Genomic DNA, 19,144 nt, shown 5'->3' on the forward strand with positions numbered 1-19,144 from the left:
CGGCGCCGTGCGCCGCAGCAAATGTAATTATTGATTAGATGCCAGGAGGCCCATCATGAGCGCAACCCATCGCCCCGCCGCCGCGCGGGACACCGCCGAGCGGCCCGCGGTCGAGGGACAGGCGGCGCGCCGTCCCCTGCCGCTGGAGGGGGTGCGCGTGCTCGATGTCAGCCAGGTGATGGCCGGGCCCTATGCCAGCATGCTGCTGGGCGACCTCGGTGCCGACGTGATCAAGGTGGAGCCGCCGGGCACCGGCGACCAGACCCGCAGCGCCATGGGCTTCAAGATGAAGGGCCCGGACAGCATGGGCTTCCTCAACATGAACCGGAACAAGCGGTCCATCGCCATCAACCTGAAGAGCGAGGCCGGCCGCGACCTGTTCTACAAACTGGTCGAGACGGCCGATATTCTCATCGAGAATTACCGCCCCGGCGTGATGAAGAAGCTCAAGTGCGATTATGAGAGCCTCAAGGCCATCAATCCGCGCCTGGTCTATGCCTCCATTTCCGGGTTCGGCCAGACCGGCCCCTGGGCGCTGCGCCCGGGCTTCGACCTGATGGCGCAGGCCATGTCCGGCGTGATGAGCGTCACCGGCCATCCCGGCGGCCCGCCGGTGAAGGCCGGCGTGCCGGTGGCCGACATCGGCTGCGGCCTGTTCGCGGTCTATGCGGTGCTGGGCGCCTATATCGGCCGCACCCACACCGGCGAAGGGCAATATATCGACACCTCCCTGTTCGAGGCGGCGCTGGCCTTCTCGGTGTGGGACACCAGCGAATATTGGGGCACCGGGAAGGTGCCGACCCCGCTCGGCACCGCCAATCGCATGAGCGCGCCCTATCAGGCGGTGCGGTCCAAGGACGGCTATTTCGTCATGGGCGCCACCAACCAGAAGCTCTATCGCGCCTTGTGCGAAAACCTCGGCCGGCCGGAGCTGATCGAGGACCCGCGCTTCAGCGATATTTCCGCCCGGCTGGCCAATCGCGAGGCGCTGATCGAGGAGCTGGAGAAGGTGTTCGTCACCCGCACCTCGGAAGACTGGGTGGAGCGCCTGCTCGCCGTCGGCATTCCCGCCGGTCCCATGTACAACTACCCCGAGGCGTTCGAGAGCGCGCACGGCCAGCATCGCAACATGCGGATGGAAGTGCCGCACCCCATCGAGGGTACGGTCCCCAATATCGGCTTTGCGGTGAAGCTCCAGGGCACGCCCCAGCAGGTGCGGCTGCATCCCCCGCTGCTTGGCGAGCATACCGAGGCTATTCTCGGCGAGTTGGGCGTGGTCGGAGAAGCCGTGGACGCCCTGCGCACGGGAGGAGCCTTCGAGCCATGAACGACACCCTGACCGCCACCGCCCCTCCCGCCGCCGATTCCGGCACGGTGCGGCTGGAGATCGACGGACCGATCGCCCGCCTCACCTTCGACCGGCCCCATGCGCACAACGCCATGACCTGGCGCATGTATGAGGAATTGGCGCAGGCCTGCGCCCTGCTCGCCACCAAGGCCGACACGGTGCGCGTGGCGGTGCTGCGCGGCGCCGGCGGCAAGGCGTTCGTGGCCGGCACCTCGATCGATCAGTTCCGTGCCTTTGCGGGCGGAGACGACGGCATCGCCTATGAAGCCAAGGTGGAAGGCTTCATCGGCGCGCTGGAGCAGCTGCCCATGCCCACCATCGCCGTGATCGAAGGCTTCGCGGTGGGCGGCGGCATGGCGATTTCCAATGTCTGCGACTTCCGCGTGGCGACGCCCGGCGCGCGGTTCGGTGTGCCGATCGCCCGCACGCTGGGCAATTGCCTTTCGGCGGCGAACCTGCGCCGCCTCACCCAGGCCCTCGGCCTGCCCGTGGTGAAGCGCATGCTCATGCTGGCGGAGCTGATGCCGGCCGAAAGCCTGCCCACCGGCTATGTGAGCGTGGTCGCGCCCGAGGCGCTGGACGCCCATGTGGCGGAGCTGTGCGCGCGCATCGCATCCCAGGCCCCCGTCACCATGCGGGTGACCAAGGAAGCCCTGCGCCGGCTCGGCGATGATCTCGACCCCGAGGACGGCGACCTCGTTCGCGCCGCCTACGGCAGCGCCGATTTCCAGGAAGGCGTGGACGCCTTCACCTCCAAGCGCCCGCCGGTCTGGCGCGGCGTCTAGCCGCCCGCCCGGATTCGTCCCCGGTCCGAAACGACCATGCCCGGCAGATCGCCGGGCATTTTCTTGAATGCGCGTCCCTCAGCGCAGGACGTCGAGGGCGGCTGCCGGCGTTTCGATGGAGAAGGTCTTCATCGCCTTGGCGTCGAGGTCCGCCTTCGTCAGGTCGAGCACCTGGGTCTGGCTGTTCTGGTAGGTGCGCAAGTAGAAGCGCTTCGTCTTGAGATCCGAAACGGCGCTCCATTCCGTGGTCTCGACCCCGGCGATGCCGCCGCCGGCCTGGCTGTCCGCCGCCGTACGCACGACCCCGGGCGCGATGTCGAACGTATTCAGCAGATGGAACGCAAGATCCACCGCATCCGAACTCTTGGCGAGCGGGGGCGCCGCGCGGCTATATTGGAACGCCCGCACGAAACGCGACGGCGACGACACATCGCCCGGCAGGCCCACGGCGCCGGAACCGGTGCTGGGCGGCGAGATCGTCAGCCCGCCGATGGTGACCGGCTTGGGGTCATAGGCCGAGAGATTGAGATAATTGCCAAGATTGGCGATGTGCCACTCGAAGTTCGGCGCATTGGTCAGCACGCCCGTCGGGTTGTCGTGCATCTGAAGCAAGCCGCCGATATATTCGATCACAAGGCTTTTCCCGCCGGCGTCGTGCAGCGTGACATGCAGCGGCGCGGGCATCTTCAGCACCGATTGCAGCGCTTTGTTCACCTTGATCTTGGGCAGGGCGACCTTGACTTCCTCGACCGTGGCGAAGTTCGTCAGGAGATAGAGCAGCAGTTCGTAGGACGCGATCGAACTCTTCGCATCGGCGGGCGCGACCTCCTGATAATCCGCAAGGCCCGGCAGATAGAGCATGCCGCCGGCAAGGCCCGCCTCGTTGAGGCCGTCCACGAGCACCGGGAGGCCGAGCCCATTGAGGCCGACGGCCCCATATTTCGTGGTCCACGGCAGGCCCGCATTGGCGGTGCCGTCCGGCGCGGTGCCGGCGAGCGCGAGCTTGCGCGGCACCACCAGGAATTGCGACTGCATGGGCAGGCCGAATTCCATGGTGCGCCCATAGACGAAACCACCGTCATTGGAGTGCAGCAGGAAAGAGGTGCAGGCATTCGCCTGCTGCACCGGCAGAACGACCGCCGATATCAGGGCAAACGCGGCGGCCATCGATCGGGTGACGCGTGACAGCATGTTGAGCCCCCTTTGCGCGGCCGGTTCGCCGCCGGGGAAGCATAAGCATCGCACCCGCCGCTGCCCAGGGCGCCCGCCAAGTCTTCCCGGTTCCAGAGGTCGGAAATGTTCGGCGGCGGGCACTCCGGTGATTCTCTTTTCGGCATCGCGCCGGCTTCACATTTACGTTTAGTCAATCGTATTGAGACACAAATGTCGCAGAATTCGAGAGTCCGGGCGCGAGAAGATCCGGGTGGAATGGTAGGCTGGCACCCGATTCCACGAACCCTATTTCCTAACGCCAGCCAGTTGCGCGCGCTCTTTCGCCGGCGGCGATCAGGACACCGAAATATCGATGGGATAAAGGGTTGCGGCTCGACGGTCGGGAGCGGAAACACGAAGATTACCTCACGCCAAGTCTCCCGCAACGCGCCTTACACCTGCGTCTTCGCTGCGGCTGCGAGGTTGCTTCTCTTCCGGGCAGCACGCAAAAATCGTGCGTTACCATTTTAACGCGAAAAACGACGAAGACTTGCGGTTGTCAATGAGATGAGGCAATAAAGCATCACTCAAGAATAAGGACGACTTCATTGACCGACGAATCCAACCCCGCCTTGAATGCAATATATGTGGAGCTCGCTGCAGAGATCGTGGCGGCCTACGTCAGCAACAATTCGGTGGCGGCAAGCGAGATCGCGAGCCTGATCGAAACCGTCCACACCTCCATCGCCAACCTCACGCAGACCACCAAGGAACCCGAAGTGGTGCCGCTGACTCCCGCCGTCAGCGTCCGGAAATCGGTGACGCCCGATTACATCATCTGCCTGGAAGACGGAAAGCAGTTCAAGTCGCTGAAGCGCCATCTGCGCACGCGTTACGACCTGACCCCCGAAGAGTACCGCGCGAAGTGGGGCCTGCCGAGCGACTATCCCATGGTTGCTCCGAACTATGCTGCCGCCCGCTCGGAATTGGCGAAGGCCTCCGGCCTCGGCCAGCTGCGCAAGACCGCCGCCGCCGCCCCCGTGGCCGCCAAGCCGGCCGCCAAGCGCCGCGCCCCGGCCAAGAAGAGCTGAAGTCCTCTGCTTGAAAAGACGGCGCGGGCCGCAACGCCCGCGCCGTCTTTTTATTTGCCGGCCGCGCATTGCGCAATCCGAGCCGGCGATTTTTGAAGCCGCGGGCAGTGTTTATACTGACTCCACATTGAGCCGCACCGGTCAGCCGGCGCTGAACGTCCCGTGCGGCGGACGACGCCGGTTTTGCGCATTCGCCTGAGGGCGAATTCAGGCCCGCACCACGGCCCGCGCGCCGCGCACCACACCCGCTCTTGCCATCTGCACCGGATCGTCGCGCAGCGGCGCGGGATCCTCCATCGGCTCGGGGTCGGGGAAAGGATCGCGCCGTGGCTCACGGCGCGGATCATCGTCCGGCAGGGGCGGCAGGTCCGGCCCGGGATCGGGAACATCCTCAGGATCGCCGATGGGGTCGATGGGTGGCACAGGGGGCGTCGGGGGCCGGATCGGCTCGGGATTGCCGGGAAACGGCCCCGCGTGAGGGCCGGAGCGGCGCAGCAATGCGGCCCCGTGCTCCAGGGAATTCATGGACTGTCCTTCCGCGTCTAGACCGGAAGAACCCCCGTGCCGCCCCAGCAGTTCCCATCTGCGCCCGAACAGGCTGCAAGCGAATGCTGAAAAGAAAAGTGCCGGACCTCGCGAGAGGCCCGGCAAGTATCGCCGCAGTGCGGCGAACCTTCCAGAGGGGAACAGCTGCTGCACCGCACAGGATGCAAGCAGTGCAAGAACAAATTGCCCCTTCCTTGGGCAGATTGCAACGCAAAATGATCGCATGTCAGGCATGTGCCTAACGCTGGGCTAATGCGCGCCCAAGCCGCGTGCACCGGCCGGAAGCGTCACAAATCAGTAATTCCAGCGCTGCGCCTTGGAAATCAGGAAGTCGCGGAACACCTGAATCCGCGCCACCGAGCGCATTTCCTGAGCATAAGTGAAATATGCCTCAAGTTGCGGCGTTTCGCGGTCGGTAAACAATTGCACCAGCGAGGTGGAATCGTCGGAGAGATAATCCGGCAAGGTGCCGATGCCCACGCCGCGCTCCACCGCCCGCTTGAGCCCCAGGACGCTGTTGACCTCGAACGCCGGCACCCGCGGGGCCCCGCCCTCGCGGCCGGCATGCTCCAGCCAGTTCAGGCCCTGGAAATAGCTCGGGATCGGCCCGCCGAGCAGCAGGATGCGATGCTTGTCCAGCTCGTCCAGCGTGCGCGGGTGGCCGTGCCGCTTGAGGTAATCCGCCGAGGCATAGGCGTGGAAATGCACGGTGAACAATTTGCGCTGCACCAGATCCGGCTGCACCGGCTGGCGCATGCGGATGGCGACGTCCGCCTCGCGCATGGCAAGGTCCAGTTCCTCGTCCGTGAGGATGAGCTGGATGCGGATGTCGGGATAGAGATCGACGAACTCGCCCACGCGGGCGGTGAGCCAATGGGTGCCGAGGCCGACCGTGGTGGTCACCCGCAGGTCGCCATTGGGCTTCTCCCGGCTGTCCGTGAGCTGCGCGCGCGCCGATTCCAGCTTGAGGAACACCTCGTGCGCGGTGCGATACAGAAGCTCGCCCTGCTCGGTGAGAATGAGGCCGCGCGCATGGCGGTGGAACAGGGGCACTTTCAGCTCCTGCTCCAAGGCCGAGACCTGCCGGCTCACGGCGGATTGGGACAGGCCGAGGGTCTCACCCGCATGGGTGAAGGAGCCCGCTTCGGCAGCGACGTGGAAAACCTTAAGCTTGTCCCAGTCCATGCTTGCGCCCTTACGCTGCTACTCTGCCGCCGCCGAGACCTCGTTGAGCGCCAGGAAGCGCTCCGCTTCCAGGGCTGCCATGCAGCCACGCCCGGCGGCCGTCACCGCCTGGCGATAGACGTCGTCCGCCACGTCGCCGGCGGCATAAACGCCGGGCACGGAGGTGGCGGTGGAATCGGGAGCGGTCCACACATAGCCGCTGTCCTTCAGCTTCACCTGCCCCTCCACGAGGCTGGTCGCCGGCGCATGGCCGATGGCGATGAACACGCCGTCCGTGCGCAGTTCGGCGATCTTGCCGCTATGCACGTCGCGCAGCTTCACCGCCGTGACGCGGGAGGGATCCTCCTCGCCCACGATCTCTTCGAGAGCGGCGTTCCACACCACATTGACCTTGGGATGGGCGAACAGGCGATCCTGGAGGATGCGCTCCGCCCGCAGCCGGTCGCGGCGATGCACCAAGGTGACCTTGGAAGCGAAATTGGTGAGGAACAGCGCCTCTTCCACGGCCGTATTGCCGCCGCCGACCACCACCACTTCCTTGCCGCGATAGAAGAAGCCGTCGCAGGTGGCGCAGGCGGAAACGCCGAGGCCGCGATAGGTCTCCTCCGAGGCGATGCCGAGCCAGCGGGCCTGCGCGCCGGTGGCGAGGATCACCGTCTCGGCCACATAGACCGCGCCCGACTCGGTCACGAGGCGGAACGGGCGGTGCGACAGATCGAGGCTGGAGACATGGTCGGAGACGATTCGCGTGCCCACGTGCTCGGCCTGGGCGCGCATCTGATCCATCAGCCAGGGGCCCTGGATGACGTCGGCGAAGCCCGGGTAATTCTCGACGTCGGTGGTGATGGTGAGCTGGCCGCCGGGCTGGATGCCCTCGATGAGCACCGGTTCCAGCATGGCGCGGGCGGCATAGATGGCAGCGGTATATCCAGCGGGGCCGGATCCGATGATCACGACCTTCACATGCTGGGCGGATGCGTGGAGAGCAGGCATGGCAACCTCGAACCGGGAGCAGTCCCCCCGCTTGCGAGGGCTGCAAGGGCCGAGACCGCCTCTTCCTGCGCCTTCCCTGGCGCGAGCTATGCGTGAATGTAAGGACAGCCGCGCTGTCCCACAAGGCGCTGCCTGCACCCGAATAGGGTTCAGGGCCGATGTCCCCAGCCCACTGGCGAAATATTATTTCGTTGCGTGCCGCTGCGGCTTCACTAAGGTGCGGCGCAAACGCCCCGAAGGAGTGACCCCTTGACCTCTCATCTCGACGCCGTGGACTGGAAAATCCTGGCCGAGCTGCAACGAGACGGGCGCATGACGAATGTGGAGCTGTCCCGCCGCGTGGGGATTTCCGCGCCGCCGTGCCTGCGCCGCGTGCGCGGGCTGGAGGAAGAGGGCATCATCCAGGGCTACCGCGCCCTGCTGGACGAGAAGCGCCTGGGCTATGATTTGATGGGCTTTGCGATGGTGCATCTCATCAGCCAGGCGGAAGTGGACCTTTCCGCCTTCCAGGACCGCATCGACAATTGGCCGCTGGTGCGGGGCGCCTGGATGCTGTCCGGCGACGTGGATTTCCTGATGCTGTGCGTCGCGCCGGACCTGCGCACATTCCAGAATTTCGTGCTCGAAATCACCGCCGCGCCGAACGTGCGCAATGTGAAGACGGCGCTGACCCTGAAACAGGCGAAGAACGCGCCCATCGTGCCGCTGGAAACGATCGAGATGCCGGAGTGAGGGCCACGAGGGCGTAAGCGCCGCGTCGTTCGGCTGGTCTCCGGGTGTGCCTCTCTTTCCACTGGCGCGATCCAACCCTCCGCCGCCGCTCCCTCACCCTGCCTTCAGGACCGCGTTTGCGATTTCTCCCTCCCCCCTTGCGGGGAGGGTGAAACCGGGCGGGATGATCTTCCAAAGGCAAAGCCCTCTCCCGCTTGCGGGGGAGGATTGGGAGGGGGAACGGGGAGGGCAAGAGGGGATTGCCGCGCGACAGAGAAAAGAGAGACGCAGACTCCCCCAAGCCGCAGGCGGACGCCCGCTCAGATCCAGCGCACCGAGACGATCTCGAACGAGCGGGCGCCCTTCGGCGTCACCACCTCGACGGAGGCGCCCTTCTGCTTGCCGATCAGCGCGCGCGCCACGGGCGAGGAAATGGAGATGCGCCCGGCCTTGGCGTCGGCTTCATTGTCGCCGACGATCTGCCAGACCTTCTCTTCTTCCGTGTCCTCGTCCACCAAGGTCACGGTGGCGCCGAATTTCACCGTCTCGCCGGAGAGCTTGGAGACGTCGATGATATCGGCGCGGGATATCTTGTCTTCCAGCTCCGCGATCCGGCCCTCGTTCAGGGATTGCTGCTCCTTCGCCGCGTGATATTCGGCGTTTTCCGAAAGGTCGCCATGAGCGCGCGCTTCGGAAATCGCTGCGATGATCCTCGGACGCTCCACCTGCTGACGGTTGCGCAATTCAACTTCCATGGCGGCAAAGCCGGCCTGGGTCATGGGAATCTTGTCCATGGGTCCTTCGTAGAACCTCCTAGAAACGGAGCGACTCACTGGTCGCCGGCCGGTGGGGACGCCCCATCCGGCCCTGAATATGATACCGCAAGCGCGCGACGATCACCGTCTCGGTTTACGGCGCGCCTTCAAGCAGTCACGCCAATCGCGCGCGCGGGCCTTTTGTCCCGCACGTTCGAAAGGGCTGAGCCCTCAGGATACGGACACCTTGTCCGCCGCCTTAGATGCACCGACGCCGAAATAGCTTTGCAACGCGCGCACCTGGAGATCACCGCCCACATAGGCCTTGACCCCCTGCGCCGCTGCTACGGCTCCTGATAGCGTGGTGTAATATGGCACTTTGTGCAAGAGGGCCGACCGGCGCAACGAGCGGCTGTCCGCAAGTGCCTGTGCACCCTCCGTGGTGTTGAACACCAGTTGCACTTCGCCGTTCTTGATCGCGTCCACGATATGCGGGCGGCCTTCGAGCACCTTGTTGATCTTGCCGGCGGCGATGCCGTGCTCCTCCAGATAGCGCTGGGTGCCGGAGGTCGCGATGACCCGGAAGCCCAGGTCCTGCAGCAAACGCACGGTGGGGAGAATACGTTCCTTGTCGCTCTCCTTCACGGAGACGAACACCGTGCCCGCCTTCGGCACCTTGGTGCCGCCGCCGATCTGGCTCTTGGCGAAGGCGACGCCATAATCGGTGTCGAGGCCCATCACCTCGCCGGTGGAGCGCATCTCCGGGCCGAGCACCGTGTCGACGCCCGGGAAGCGCGCGAACGGGAAGACCGCTTCCTTGACCGCGATGTGGTTCATGTTCTGCTTCACGAGATCGAAGCTCGAAAGCTTCTCGCCCGCCATCACCCGCGCGGCGATCTTGGCGATGGGCACGCCCACCACTTTGGCCACGAAGGGCACCGTGCGCGAGGCGCGCGGATTGACCTCAAGCACATAGATGTCGTCGCCCTTCAGGGCGTACTGCACATTCATCAGCCCGACCACGCCGAGCGCCAGGGCGAGCGCGGAGGTTTCCTCCTCCAGCCGGGCGATCATCTCCGCGGAAAGCGAATGAGGCGGGAGCGAGCAGGCGCTGTCGCCGGAATGGATGCCGGCTTCCTCGATATGCTCCATGATGCCGGCCACGAACACCTGCGTTCCGTCGCACAGCGCATCCACGTCCACCTCGATGGCGTCGGAGAGATAGCGGTCGAACAGCAGCGGGTTCTTGCCCAGCACCGTGTTGATCTGGCCGGTCTTGTCGTTGGGATAGCGCGCCTTCACATCCTGCGGCACGAGGCCGGGAAGGGTCTCCAGCAGGTAATCGCCGAGCTGGCCTTCCTCGCGGATGATCTGCATCGCCCGCCCGCCGAGCACGTAGGACGGTCGCACCACCAGCGGGAAGCCGAGCTGCGCGGCGACGATACGGGCCTGTTCCACCGAATAGGCGATGCCGTTGTCCGGCTGGCGCAGCTTGAGCTGGTTCAACAGGCGCTTGAAGCGGTCACGGTCCTCGGCGAGGTCGATGGCGTCGGGCGAGGTGCCGAGGATCGGCACATTCGCCTGTTCCAGCGCATGGGCGAGCTTCAGGGGCGTCTGTCCGCCGAACTGCACGATCACGCCCACCAGCGTGCCACAGGTGCGCTCGCGCGCGATCAGCTCCAGCACGTCCTCGGCGGTCAGCGGCTCGAAATAGAGCCGGTCCGAGGTGTCATAATCGGTGGAGACGGTCTCGGGATTGCAATTGACCATGATGGCTTCATAGCCGGCTTCCTTCAGCGCGAAGGCGGCATGGCAGCAGCAATAGTCGAACTCGATCCCTTGCCCGATGCGGTTCGGGCCGCCGCCGAGGATGACCACCTTCCTGGCATCGGAGGGGCGCGCCTCGTCGGCGGGCGCAGCGCCGAACGGGCGCTCATAGGACGAATACATATAGGCGGTCGGCGAGGCGAACTCCGCCGCGCAGGTGTCGATGCGCTTATAGACCGGCCGCACGTCCAGGGCCTGCCGGCGCGCCCGCACCTCGCCCTCGGCGAGGCCGGCGAGGCTTGCCAGGCGGGCATCCGAGAAGCCCATGCTCTTCAGCCCGCGCAGCGCGCCGGGCGTGGTGGGCAGGCCGAACTGGCGGACCTTGTTCTCGGCCTCCACGATGCCGCGGATTTCCGCCAGGAACCAGGGATCGATCTTGCAGGCGGAATGAATCTGCTCGTCGCTCATGCCGACGCGCATGGCCTGCGCCACATAGAGCAGGCGCTCGGGCGTGGGCGTGCCCAAGGCGGCGCGCACGGCATTCTTGTCGTCGCCATGGCCGAGCCCGCCGATCTCGATCTCGTCGAGCCCGGTGAGGCCGGTTTCCAGCGAGCGCAGGGCCTTCTGCAAGCTCTCCTGGAAGGTGCGGCCGATGGCCATGGCCTCGCCCACCGACTTCATGGAGGTGGTGAGCGTGGTGTCGGCGCCGGGGAATTTCTCGAATGCGAAGCGCGGGATCTTGGTGACCACATAGTCGATGGTCGGTTCGAACGAGGCCGGGGTCGCGCCGCCGGTGATGTCGTTCTCGATCTCGTCCAGCGTATAGCCCACTGCGAGGCGCGCCGCGACCTTGGCGATGGGGAAGCCGGTGGCCTTGGAGGCCAGCGCCGAGGAGCGCGACACGCGCGGGTTCATCTCGATCACGATCATGCGGCCGGTCTGCGGATCGATCGCGAACTGAACGTTCGAGCCGCCGGTTTCCACGCCGATCTCGCGCAGCACCGCAAGCGATGCGTCGCGCATGATCTGATATTCCTTGTCGGTCAGCGTCAGCGCCGGCGCCACCGTGATGGAATCGCCGGTGTGCACGCCCATCGGGTCGATGTTCTCGATGGAGCAGATGATGATGCAATTGTCCGCCTTGTCGCGGACGACCTCCATCTCATATTCCTTCCAGCCGAGCACGCTCTCTTCGATGAGCACCTCGCTGGTGGGCGAGGCATCGATGCCGCGCTCGACGATCTCGATGAATTCCGCCTTGTTGTAGGCGATGCCGCCGCCGGTGCCGCCCATGGTGAAGGACGGACGGATGATCGCCGGCAGGCCGACGATGTCGAGCGCGTCCAGCGCCTGGGCCAGGGTCTTGATCTGGCGCGAGGTGGGCGTGTCGAGGCCGATCTTGGTCATGGCCTCGCGGAACAGCTCGCGATCCTCGGCCTTGTCGATGGCTTCGGCGGTGGCGCCGATCATCTCCACGTCGAACTTTTCGAGCGTGCCCATGCGTTTCAGCGACAGGGCGCAATTCAGCGCCGTCTGGCCGCCCATGGTGGGCAAAAGCGCGAACCCGCCGGGGCGGACATAGCGCTCCTTCTCGATGATCTTGGCGACGATCTCCGGGGTGATCGGCTCGATATAGGTCGCGTCCGCCATGTCCGGGTCGGTCATGATGGTCGCCGGGTTGGAGTTCACCAGGACGACCCGGTAGCCCTCTTCCCTCAGCGCCTTGCAGGCCTGGGTGCCGGAATAATCGAACTCGCAGGCCTGACCGATGACGATGGGGCCGGCGCCGATGATGAGGATGGTTTCGAGGTCAGTGCGTTTCGGCATGTCTCGCGGGCGCTCAGCGGGCGCAAAAAAAGGGCCGCGGGAAGCGCGCCCCTGATGAATGGAAACCGTCGTGAATGACGGCAGACGCTGCGCAGGGCGTTGAATTATCTCTTCCCGACGCGCTATTGGGCTTCCTTAGACCATATTTGGACGCGACGGAAGACGCCTCCATGGCCCCATGCTCCGGAGTCCGCAGTCCCGTGCCCCTCCCCTTCGGCCATATCTTATCTCAATACCGCCCCCTGCTGATCCAGCTGGCGACCTTCCTCGGCGTGGGCTTCACGGCGCTGTTCTTCCATTTCCTGGTGCTGAGCGCGCTGGTGGAATGGGAGGTGGTGGGGCCGGTTTCCGCCTCGCTGGTGGGTTTCGTGGTGGGCAGCTGCGTGACCTACACGCTCAACAGCCGCTTCACCTTCAAGTCCACCCGCTCCCATGCCGGCGCCATGCCGCGCTATTTCGCGGTCGCGGGCGTGGCGTTCGTGCTGAACGGGGTGCTGATGGACGTGTTCGTCCATCGCCTTGGCGTGTTTTACCTGCTGGCGCAATTCCTCACCAGCGCGCTGGTGCTGTGCTGGACCTTCACCGGCTACCGGGTGTGGGCGTTCGCGGAGAAGCGGCCGCGGCCGGAGGCGCGCTGAGCGGGCCTCAGCGCGTCGCGAGAAACGCCATGCGGGCCTGATTGTGCCCCACGTTCGGCCGGTGCCGTGCGGCGGCGAATCCCGCCGCTTTCAGCAGGGCGAGCACGTCGGCTTCCTCATAGGTGGCGAGACCGAGGTCGGCCCGCAGCTTGCGATAGGGCGAAACCGCCGTGCGGGCGAGCCCCAGGACGGCGGCGAAGAAGAACCCTTCCCGCGCCGCGAAGGACAGCAGCGCCGCCGCATCGCGTGCCGCCCCCACGCCGGGGGGAATCACATCCGCCAGCAGCAGCCGGCCGCCGGGCGCCAGGAGCCGGTGAAACAGCACGAGCAGCCCTTCGAGCTGGGCGCGGGAGAGATATTGCGCGAGCGAATTGACGATCACGAGGTCGAAGCTCCCATCGGGGAGCGCCTCCACCTCCGCGATCGACAGGACCGAGAGGGCGGGATCCCCTGAAAAGCGGGCCTTGAGCTTTTCCCGCACGCTCGGCGCGGCATCGCTCAGGGTGAGATGCGCGCAGGTCCGCGCCATCGCCTGCGCCGCCAGGGCCTCGCCGCAGCCATAATCCAGCACCCGCGCGGCAGGGCCGGGAACGAAGCGCGCGAGATCCGCCGCGAGGCGTTCATAATGCACGCGCTTGTGGCGCTCGTTCACATAGATGGCGTTCGCGCCGTCCCAGAACGAAACCCAATCCATGCGAAAGTCCTCCGACGCGCCGGGCCAGGGGCGCGGACCGCCCCGGCGCCGCGATGCGGCCCGCCTCGCGCGCCATCGTGCCCCGGCCAACGGCAAATTGCACGGGTGCCGTAACGGCGTTGTGATTTTGCATTCATTATGCATGAAAACGCGTCACCTGCCTCAAAGGCGGGCATTCGCCGATGTGCCTATTTATGGGACATGCGCTTCACGCGCCGGGAATTCCTTGCACTGCAACATTTTTTCCGGGTGGCACAGCGGTTGCCTATGGACTGGCGGCAGACAGGAGACGCCATGTCATCACCCAAAGTGCAACTGCGCCTTAATGGCATCCGCAAAAGCTTTCCTGGAAAGCAGGGTCCCACCCAGGTGCTCGACGGCCTGACCTTCGACATCCACGAGCGGGATTTCGTCAGCATCATCGGCCCCAGCGGCTGCGGCAAGACGACGGTCTTCAACATTATCGCCGGCCTCGTGGATCCCGACGAAGGCATGCTGCTGTACCGCGGCCAGGAGGTGGACAGCCTGCGCGGCAAGGTCGGGTACATGATGCAGAAGGACCTGCTCTTCCCCTGGCGCACGGTCCTCGACAATGTCCTGCTCGGGCTTGAGACGAAGGGGGTCGATCCGCGCGAGGCCGTGGACACGGCCCGCGAATATCTGTCCACCTTCGGCTTGTCGGGCTTCGAGAACGCCTATCCCAAGATGCTTTCGGGCGGCATGCGCCAGCGCGTGGCGCTGATCCGCACCCTGGTGCTCGATCCCGACATCCTGCTGCTGGACGAACCCTTCTCCGCGCTCGACTACCAGACCCGCCTCTATCTGGAAGGCATCCTGATGGAAGCGGTGGAGACCTTCCACAAGACCGTGATTCTCGTCACCCACGACATCGACGAGGCGGTCGCGCTCTCCAAGCGCGTGGTCGTGCTCAGCCAGCGCCCGGCCCGGGTGAAGGCGGTGCACGATATCGCGCTCAACGAGCATTCCCCCATCGCCGCGCGCAGCGATCCTCGCTTCTCCAGCTATTTCAACACGCTGTGCGCGGAACTCGACATCCAGACCAGGGCGAGCGCATGACTGAGATGGCTCAACTCGCAAAATCCGGCGTCCGCAGGCACCTGCGTGCCGCCAAGCGGCGCAATGTGTTCGATTCCACCGTCGGCCGCAGCGTGCTGCAGATCCTCGCCGTCGTCGCCTTCTTCCTGCTCTGGGAAGTGGCGGTGCGGATGGGCTGGCTCAACGCCTTCCTGGTCGGGCAGCCGAGCGGCGTGCTGCACGTGCTGATCTCGATGGTCGCCGACGGCTCCCTGTTCGTCGACACCGGCTATACCGTGTTCGAGGCGATCCTCGGCTTTGCGTTCGGCACCGTGATCGGCTCGGTGATCGGGCTGACGCTCTGGTACTCGGCCTTCGTCGCCCGCCTGGTGGAGCCGTTCATCGCCGCCATCAACTCGGTGCCGAAGATCGCGCTCGCGCCGATCATCATCCTGTGGTTCGGCACCGGCCTGACCTCCAAGGTGGCGCTCGCCATCTCGCTCACCTCCATCGTTGCCCTCATCACCGCCTATCAGGCGGCGAAGGACGCGGACAAGGATCTCCAGGCGCTGCTGTTCTCCATGGGCGCCAGCAAGCACCAGATCTTCAAGCGGGTGATCGCGCCGTCCACCTTGCCGGCCATCATCGCCACCTTCCGCATCAATATCGGCTTCGCGCTGGTGGGTGCCGTGGTGGGCGAATTCATCTCCTCCCAGCACGGCCTCGGCCATGTGATCTACGTCGCCTCGAGCCTCTACGACCTCAATACGGTGTGGGCCGGCCTGTTCACGCTGATGCTGGTCGGTTTCCTTTTCTACCAGATGGTCGAAGTCACCGAACAGCGCCTGCTGCCCTGGAAGCAGCAGATGGGCGGGACGCAGATCAACGTTTGACCCCTATTACCGGAGACATGCCGACATGACTTTCTTGCCGAAACTGGGCGCCTTTTCCCTCGCCCTGGCGCTTTCCTCCGCCGCGCTCGCCCCGGCCTCCGCCGTGGAGATGAAGAAGGCCACCATCTCCCAGGCCTTCCAGTCCATGCTCTATCTGCCGCTCTATGTGGCCATGGACGAGGGCTTCTTTGAAAAGCAGGGCCTCGACCTCACCAAGGAAAGCGCCGGCTCGGGCTCGGTTGCCCTCTCGGCGGTGATCTCGAAGAGCGCGCAATTCTCCCTGCACGGGCCGGAATGGACGGCGATCGCCGCCTCCAAGGGCGCGCCGGTGAACACCATCGCCAATGTGGTGAACGGCGCCGCCGTGTGGATCGCCGCCACCCCCGACTTCAAGTTCGACAGCGTCAAGGACCTGAAGGGCCAGAAGATCGTCACCGGCCTGATGCCCACCACCAGCACCTCGCTGTTCATCAAGCTGCTGAAGGAAAACGGCATGGATGCCAATAAGGACGTGGAGATGATCCAGGTTCCGCTCGGCACCGAGCCCGGTCCCTTCGTCGCCGGCCAGGCGAAGGTCGCGGTCATGTACGAGCCCGGCCTCGACCAGGTGGTGGCCAAGGGCATGAAGGTCGTGCTCGGCTTTCCCAAGCTGTATGGCCCCTATGCCTTCTCCACCATCACCGCCCGCACCGATGTCGATCCCGATCTCGCCCAGCGCCTGACCAATGGCCTGGAGATGGCGGTTCGCTTCATGCACAAGAACGAGGCCCGCACCATCGAGATCGCGCAGAAGGAATTCCCGAAGCTCGATCCGGAAGTGGTCGCCGCCGCCACCAAGCGCATGCTCGCGGACAACGTCTATCCCACCAGCGTCGACATCACCCCGGCCGCGCTGACGCTCGCGCTCGACACCCAGATCGCGCTCGGCAACCTCGGTGCCCAGCCGGATTACGCGACCTTCGTGCCGCGCACCTACATCGACAAGGCGATGGCGATGCCGACGAACTGAGGCGCACGGTTCGCGCTTCAGGGGGCTTCGGCGGGGTTCTCACCCTTCGCCGCCGGAGCCCCGCCTTCACGGACCTTCGAGCCGGGAGCGGCTGCCGCACGGACACGGCGCAGAACCGCCGGTGCCCCTTCCGAGCGACGGCAAACCAGCCGCGCCGTCCCTCGCGCGGCCCCGCCCGCCCGCACGATACGTCCCGCCCGCTTCTCCCCGTTCCGGATCTTCCCATGACCGCCCTCAAGACCAGCGCCGGCGTGCTCGACATCGTGCATGCCCTGGCCGCAGGCGAAGCCTTGCCGCAGGACCTGATCGCCGCCAGCCACGCGCGCGCCCTGGCGCTGGAAGGCGCGCTCCATGCCTTCGCCCACCTGCCCGCCGAAGCCCCCGCCGCGACACCGGGCGCCGGGCCGCTCACCGGCGTCGCGGTGGGCGTGAAGGACCTCATCGCCACCGCTGACATGCCCACCACCTATGGATCGGCGGTCTATGCGGACCATCAGCCGGCGGAAGACGCGTATGTGGTGGGGCGCCTGAAGGATCTCGGCGCGACCATCCTCGGCAAGACGATCACCACCGAATTCGCCTGGCGCGAGCCCGGCCCCACGCGCAATCCCTGGAACCTCGGCCACACGCCGGGCGGCTCCTCCTCCGGCTCGGCGGCCTCGGTTGCCAGCGGCTCGGTCCAGGTGGCGCTGGGCACCCAGACCCTGGGCTCGATCCTGCGGCCCGCCGCCTATTGCGGCGTGGTCGGGCTGAAGCCGAGCTATGGCACCATCGCCCTGAAGGGCGTTCATGATCTCTCCCAGTCCCTGGACCATCTCGGCCTGTTTGCACGCAGCGTGGACGATGCGGCCTACGTCCTTTCGCTGCTGGCGGGCGGGCCCGGTGCCGCGCGCCGCACGATCTTCCCGTTCGGCGTCGCCGGCGTTGCGCCGTTCCCGGCGCCGCGCATCGCCTGGCTGCTCCCGGCCGGGGCGCCGGCCCTGGAGGACAGCCAGACCGCCCTGATGGAAATGGCGGCGGCCCGTCTCGCCGGTTCGGGCGCCACGGTACAGGCGGTGACGCTGCCGGAGGCGTTCGCGCAATTGCCGGCGATTTCCGCGACCCTGTGCGGCGCGGAAGGCGCGGCCAATTTCGGCGCCCTGGTGGCGCGCTTCCCGGACAAGACCTCCGCGCGGCTCCAGGGGCTGGTGGAGCGGGGCGCCGCCATCGCGGCCACCGATTATCTCGCCGCCCGCGCGGCGCAGCTGGCGCTGCGGACGGCGTTCACGCACGCCCTCTCGGGCTTCGATGCGGTGCTGACGGCGCCGGCCACGGGCGAAGCCCCCGAGGGCCTCGGCGAAACCGGAGATCCCGGCCTGTGCGTGCCGTGGACGACCCTCGGCGTGCCGGCCATCGCCGTGCCGGCGGGCACCGGTCCGCGCGGCCTGCCGCTCGGCATCCAGCTGGTGGCGCCGTTCGGCGAGGATGTGAAGCTGCTGCGCATCGCGAAATGGTGCGAGACCGCGCTCGCCTATCCCGCGCGCATCGCGCCGGGCGTTTGAAACCACCGCCTGCCGGGGGGCGAGCGGTGGGCTGTGGCCGGCGGCGGATGCGTTCCGCCGCCGGCCACATGCCGTCAGGGAGAAAAACCGGCCTCAGCGCCCGGCGGCGAAGGCGATGCCTTCCTCGACCTGCGCGATCGCCTGGTTCACCAATTGGATGGCGTTCTCGCGATGACCGCCCTTGTTGGGCTCGGCCTGGATGAGATTGCCCTTCGCGGCACGCAGGGCTTCCAGCGCCGCCACCATGAACGGCTGGTTCGCCCGCGCCGACGACACCAGCGCGTTCGCGCCGATGGTGCAGGCGATGCCAAGCGCGAAGGCGAGGGCAAGAGTACGGCGCGAGCTTCTGCGTTCCGGCGTCTTCGTCTGCATCATCTCAGTCATGGCAACCTCCGTCTGAGCCGCGCGATGCCGGATCATGGCACCGCCACGGTGTTTCGGCCTACCACCGATAATTCACCCAGAAGAGGCCGACAATCGGTTTCAGCGCGCGGACATTGGGATCCGACGACAGGAAGATTTTCGGCCCGGAAACCTTCGCCTGCGCGGCGTTCGACGCCTCCGCCGTCAGCGCGAACTGCACGCCCAGCCGGCACGGGCCGGGCATGTTGCCGAGCGCGCCCTTCTGCCAGTCCACCACCACGCCGCCGGCATTGCCGCCGAAGCCCTGGATGCGGAACGGGCGCCCGTTGGCGCGCTCCACATCGGCCAGCGAGGAGCCGATGCGCACCCCGGCGACGCTCCAGGCGCTTTCCTCGGTGAAGGCGACGCGGGTCGGCACGGTGTAACCGAGCGCATCGGCCCAGGCGATATCGACCCTCAGCTTGGGATCGCCCGCCAGCAGCACCGAGCCGGGGCCGGTGGAGCCGTCCGGCTCCTGCACGTCCGCGCGGGTGACCGCCTGCGCGCCGAAATCGGCGACCAGATTGACTTCCGTCGTGGTGGGCGCCCACGGTCCGCTGCATTGGAACACGCGCGGGCCGGCCGTCGGCGCGGGAATGCCGACCACGGTTTCCGAAACGCTGTCGAACGGCCCGGTCTCGATCACGGTGCCCGTGCCCCAGCTCGGCCCGGGCGCCTGGCACCCGGACACAACGCCCGCAAGCGCCAATCCCGCCAAGGCAAAGATGGGCCGACTGAGCCCTTCGAAACGCGCCGCCATCCCCGAGCCTCC

18 protein-coding genes are annotated in these 19,144 nt (G+C 66.3%); 9 read left to right on the forward strand and 9 right to left on the reverse strand.

The features are described from left to right. Positions 1–55 precede the first annotated feature (55 nt). Positions 56–1,327 (forward strand): CaiB/BaiF CoA transferase family protein, encoded by a 1,272-nt coding sequence (locus V5F84_RS15655; protein ID WP_394044581.1) that lies wholly within the window; start codon positions 56–58, stop codon positions 1,325–1,327. Further along, entirely contained in the window at positions 1,324–2,133 is an 810-nt protein-coding gene (locus V5F84_RS15660; protein WP_394044583.1) for an enoyl-CoA hydratase/isomerase family protein, read from the forward strand. Before V5F84_RS15655 ends, V5F84_RS15660 begins: the two co-directional genes overlap by 4 nt. Before the next feature lie 78 nt (positions 2,134–2,211). On the opposite strand, the gene V5F84_RS15665 is transcribed toward V5F84_RS15660, so the two are convergent. Further along, positions 2,212–3,324 carry a linear amide C-N hydrolase gene (locus tag V5F84_RS15665; protein ID WP_394044585.1) on the reverse strand — a complete coding sequence of 371 codons (1,113 nt, stop codon included), beginning with the start codon at positions 3,322–3,324 and terminating at the stop codon, positions 2,212–2,214. A 569-nt stretch (positions 3,325–3,893) separates the two neighbouring features. Here V5F84_RS15665 and V5F84_RS15670 point away from each other — a divergent pair. Beyond that, the gene (locus V5F84_RS15670) at positions 3,894–4,376 is read left to right on the forward strand and encodes a Ros/MucR family transcriptional regulator (RefSeq protein WP_394044587.1); all 483 of its coding nucleotides are present in this window, start codon (positions 3,894–3,896) and stop codon (positions 4,374–4,376) included. Positions 4,377–4,583: 207 nt separating this feature from the next. On the opposite strand, the gene V5F84_RS15675 is transcribed toward V5F84_RS15670, so the two are convergent. The 3 genes from V5F84_RS15675 to trxB form a co-directional block, all read right to left on the reverse strand. Continuing rightward, positions 4,584–4,901, reverse strand: a complete 318-nt coding sequence (locus tag V5F84_RS15675) for a hypothetical protein (RefSeq protein ID WP_394044589.1) — start codon at positions 4,899–4,901, stop codon at positions 4,584–4,586. Positions 4,902–5,216: 315 nt separating this feature from the next. Then, positions 5,217–6,107, reverse strand: coding sequence for a LysR family transcriptional regulator (locus V5F84_RS15680; protein ID WP_394044591.1), 891 nt, complete (start codon positions 6,105–6,107; stop codon positions 5,217–5,219). Positions 6,108–6,125: 18 nt separating this feature from the next. Next, the gene (gene trxB, locus V5F84_RS15685; RefSeq protein WP_394044593.1) at positions 6,126–7,100 is read right to left on the reverse strand and encodes a thioredoxin-disulfide reductase; all 975 of its coding nucleotides are present in this window, start codon (positions 7,098–7,100) and stop codon (positions 6,126–6,128) included. Between the two features lie 249 nt (positions 7,101–7,349). Between trxB and V5F84_RS15690 the strand changes: the two genes are divergently transcribed. Next, positions 7,350–7,832 (forward strand): Lrp/AsnC family transcriptional regulator, encoded by a 483-nt coding sequence (locus tag V5F84_RS15690; protein ID WP_348844795.1) that lies wholly within the window; start codon positions 7,350–7,352, stop codon positions 7,830–7,832. 299 nt (positions 7,833–8,131) lie between these two features. On the opposite strand, the gene greA is transcribed toward V5F84_RS15690, so the two are convergent. Both greA and carB read right to left on the reverse strand, forming a co-directional pair. Beyond that, positions 8,132–8,605 carry a transcription elongation factor GreA gene (gene greA / locus V5F84_RS15695; RefSeq protein ID WP_348844794.1) on the reverse strand — a complete coding sequence of 158 codons (474 nt, stop codon included), beginning with the start codon at positions 8,603–8,605 and terminating at the stop codon, positions 8,132–8,134. A 192-nt stretch (positions 8,606–8,797) separates the two neighbouring features. After that, positions 8,798–12,160 carry a carbamoyl-phosphate synthase large subunit gene (carB, locus tag V5F84_RS15700; protein ID WP_394044595.1) on the reverse strand — a complete coding sequence of 1,121 codons (3,363 nt, stop codon included), beginning with the start codon at positions 12,158–12,160 and terminating at the stop codon, positions 8,798–8,800. A 200-nt stretch (positions 12,161–12,360) separates the two neighbouring features. Here carB and V5F84_RS15705 point away from each other — a divergent pair, with 200 nt between their 5' ends. Next, positions 12,361–12,798: a GtrA family protein gene (locus V5F84_RS15705; RefSeq protein ID WP_394044597.1), complete on the forward strand. Its 438-nt coding sequence runs from the start codon at positions 12,361–12,363 to the stop codon at positions 12,796–12,798. 7 nt (positions 12,799–12,805) lie between these two features. On the opposite strand, the gene V5F84_RS15710 is transcribed toward V5F84_RS15705, so the two are convergent. Then, positions 12,806–13,492 (reverse strand): class I SAM-dependent methyltransferase, encoded by a 687-nt coding sequence (locus V5F84_RS15710; RefSeq protein WP_394044599.1) that lies wholly within the window; start codon positions 13,490–13,492, stop codon positions 12,806–12,808. Positions 13,493–13,786: 294 nt separating this feature from the next. Here V5F84_RS15710 and V5F84_RS15715 point away from each other — a divergent pair, with 294 nt between their 5' ends. The 4 genes from V5F84_RS15715 to V5F84_RS15730 all read left to right on the forward strand — a co-directional run bounded on the left by V5F84_RS15715 (position 13,787) and on the right by V5F84_RS15730 (position 17,970). Next, a complete protein-coding gene (locus V5F84_RS15715; RefSeq protein ID WP_394044601.1) occupies positions 13,787–14,569 on the forward strand; it encodes an ABC transporter ATP-binding protein in 783 nt (260 codons plus the stop codon). Further along, positions 14,566–15,420, forward strand: coding sequence for an ABC transporter permease (locus V5F84_RS15720; protein ID WP_394044603.1), 855 nt, complete (start codon positions 14,566–14,568; stop codon positions 15,418–15,420). Before V5F84_RS15715 ends, V5F84_RS15720 begins: the two co-directional genes overlap by 4 nt. 25 nt (positions 15,421–15,445) lie before the next feature. Further along, positions 15,446–16,429 (forward strand): ABC transporter substrate-binding protein, encoded by a 984-nt coding sequence (locus V5F84_RS15725; RefSeq protein ID WP_394044605.1) that lies wholly within the window; start codon positions 15,446–15,448, stop codon positions 16,427–16,429. 224 nt (positions 16,430–16,653) lie between these two features. After that, positions 16,654–17,970, forward strand: a complete 1,317-nt coding sequence (locus V5F84_RS15730) for an amidase (RefSeq protein ID WP_394044607.1) — start codon at positions 16,654–16,656, stop codon at positions 17,968–17,970. Between the two features lie 93 nt (positions 17,971–18,063). Here V5F84_RS15730 and V5F84_RS15735 read toward each other — a convergent pair whose 3' ends face one another. After that, complete coding sequence (locus V5F84_RS15735) at positions 18,064–18,354, reverse strand: hypothetical protein (RefSeq protein ID WP_394044609.1); 291 nt, start codon at positions 18,352–18,354, stop codon at positions 18,064–18,066. A gap of 58 nt (positions 18,355–18,412) precedes the next feature. Continuing rightward, positions 18,413–19,132: a hypothetical protein gene (locus V5F84_RS15740; RefSeq protein WP_394044611.1), complete on the reverse strand. Its 720-nt coding sequence runs from the start codon at positions 19,130–19,132 to the stop codon at positions 18,413–18,415. Positions 19,133–19,144: the final 12 nt, after the last annotated feature.

Origin of the sequence: Roseixanthobacter liquoris (assembly GCF_043195135.2) — a bacterium.
Lineage (GTDB): Bacteria > Pseudomonadota > Alphaproteobacteria > Rhizobiales > Xanthobacteraceae > NCEH01.

Coding starts and splice junctions, on each gene's coding strand:
- V5F84_RS15655 (WP_394044581.1), top strand. CDS start 56: ATGAGCGCAACCCATCGCCCCGCCGCCGCGCGGGACACCGCCGAGCGG.
- V5F84_RS15660 (WP_394044583.1), top strand. CDS start 1,324: ATGAACGACACCCTGACCGCCACCGCCCCTCCCGCCGCCGATTCCGGC.
- V5F84_RS15665 (WP_394044585.1), bottom strand. CDS start 3,324: ATGCTGTCACGCGTCACCCGATCGATGGCCGCCGCGTTTGCCCTGATA.
- V5F84_RS15675 (WP_394044589.1), bottom strand. CDS start 4,901: ATGAATTCCCTGGAGCACGGGGCCGCATTGCTGCGCCGCTCCGGCCCT.
- V5F84_RS15680 (WP_394044591.1), bottom strand. CDS start 6,107: ATGGACTGGGACAAGCTTAAGGTTTTCCACGTCGCTGCCGAAGCGGGC.
- trxB (WP_394044593.1), bottom strand. CDS start 7,100: ATGCCTGCTCTCCACGCATCCGCCCAGCATGTGAAGGTCGTGATCATC.
- greA (WP_348844794.1), bottom strand. CDS start 8,605: ATGGACAAGATTCCCATGACCCAGGCCGGCTTTGCCGCCATGGAAGTT.
- carB (WP_394044595.1), bottom strand. CDS start 12,160: ATGCCGAAACGCACTGACCTCGAAACCATCCTCATCATCGGCGCCGGC.
- V5F84_RS15710 (WP_394044599.1), bottom strand. CDS start 13,492: ATGGATTGGGTTTCGTTCTGGGACGGCGCGAACGCCATCTATGTGAAC.
- V5F84_RS15715 (WP_394044601.1), top strand. CDS start 13,787: ATGTCATCACCCAAAGTGCAACTGCGCCTTAATGGCATCCGCAAAAGC.
- V5F84_RS15720 (WP_394044603.1), top strand. CDS start 14,566: ATGACTGAGATGGCTCAACTCGCAAAATCCGGCGTCCGCAGGCACCTG.
- V5F84_RS15725 (WP_394044605.1), top strand. CDS start 15,446: ATGACTTTCTTGCCGAAACTGGGCGCCTTTTCCCTCGCCCTGGCGCTT.
- V5F84_RS15730 (WP_394044607.1), top strand. CDS start 16,654: ATGACCGCCCTCAAGACCAGCGCCGGCGTGCTCGACATCGTGCATGCC.
- V5F84_RS15735 (WP_394044609.1), bottom strand. CDS start 18,354: ATGACTGAGATGATGCAGACGAAGACGCCGGAACGCAGAAGCTCGCGC.
- V5F84_RS15740 (WP_394044611.1), bottom strand. CDS start 19,132: ATGGCGGCGCGTTTCGAAGGGCTCAGTCGGCCCATCTTTGCCTTGGCG.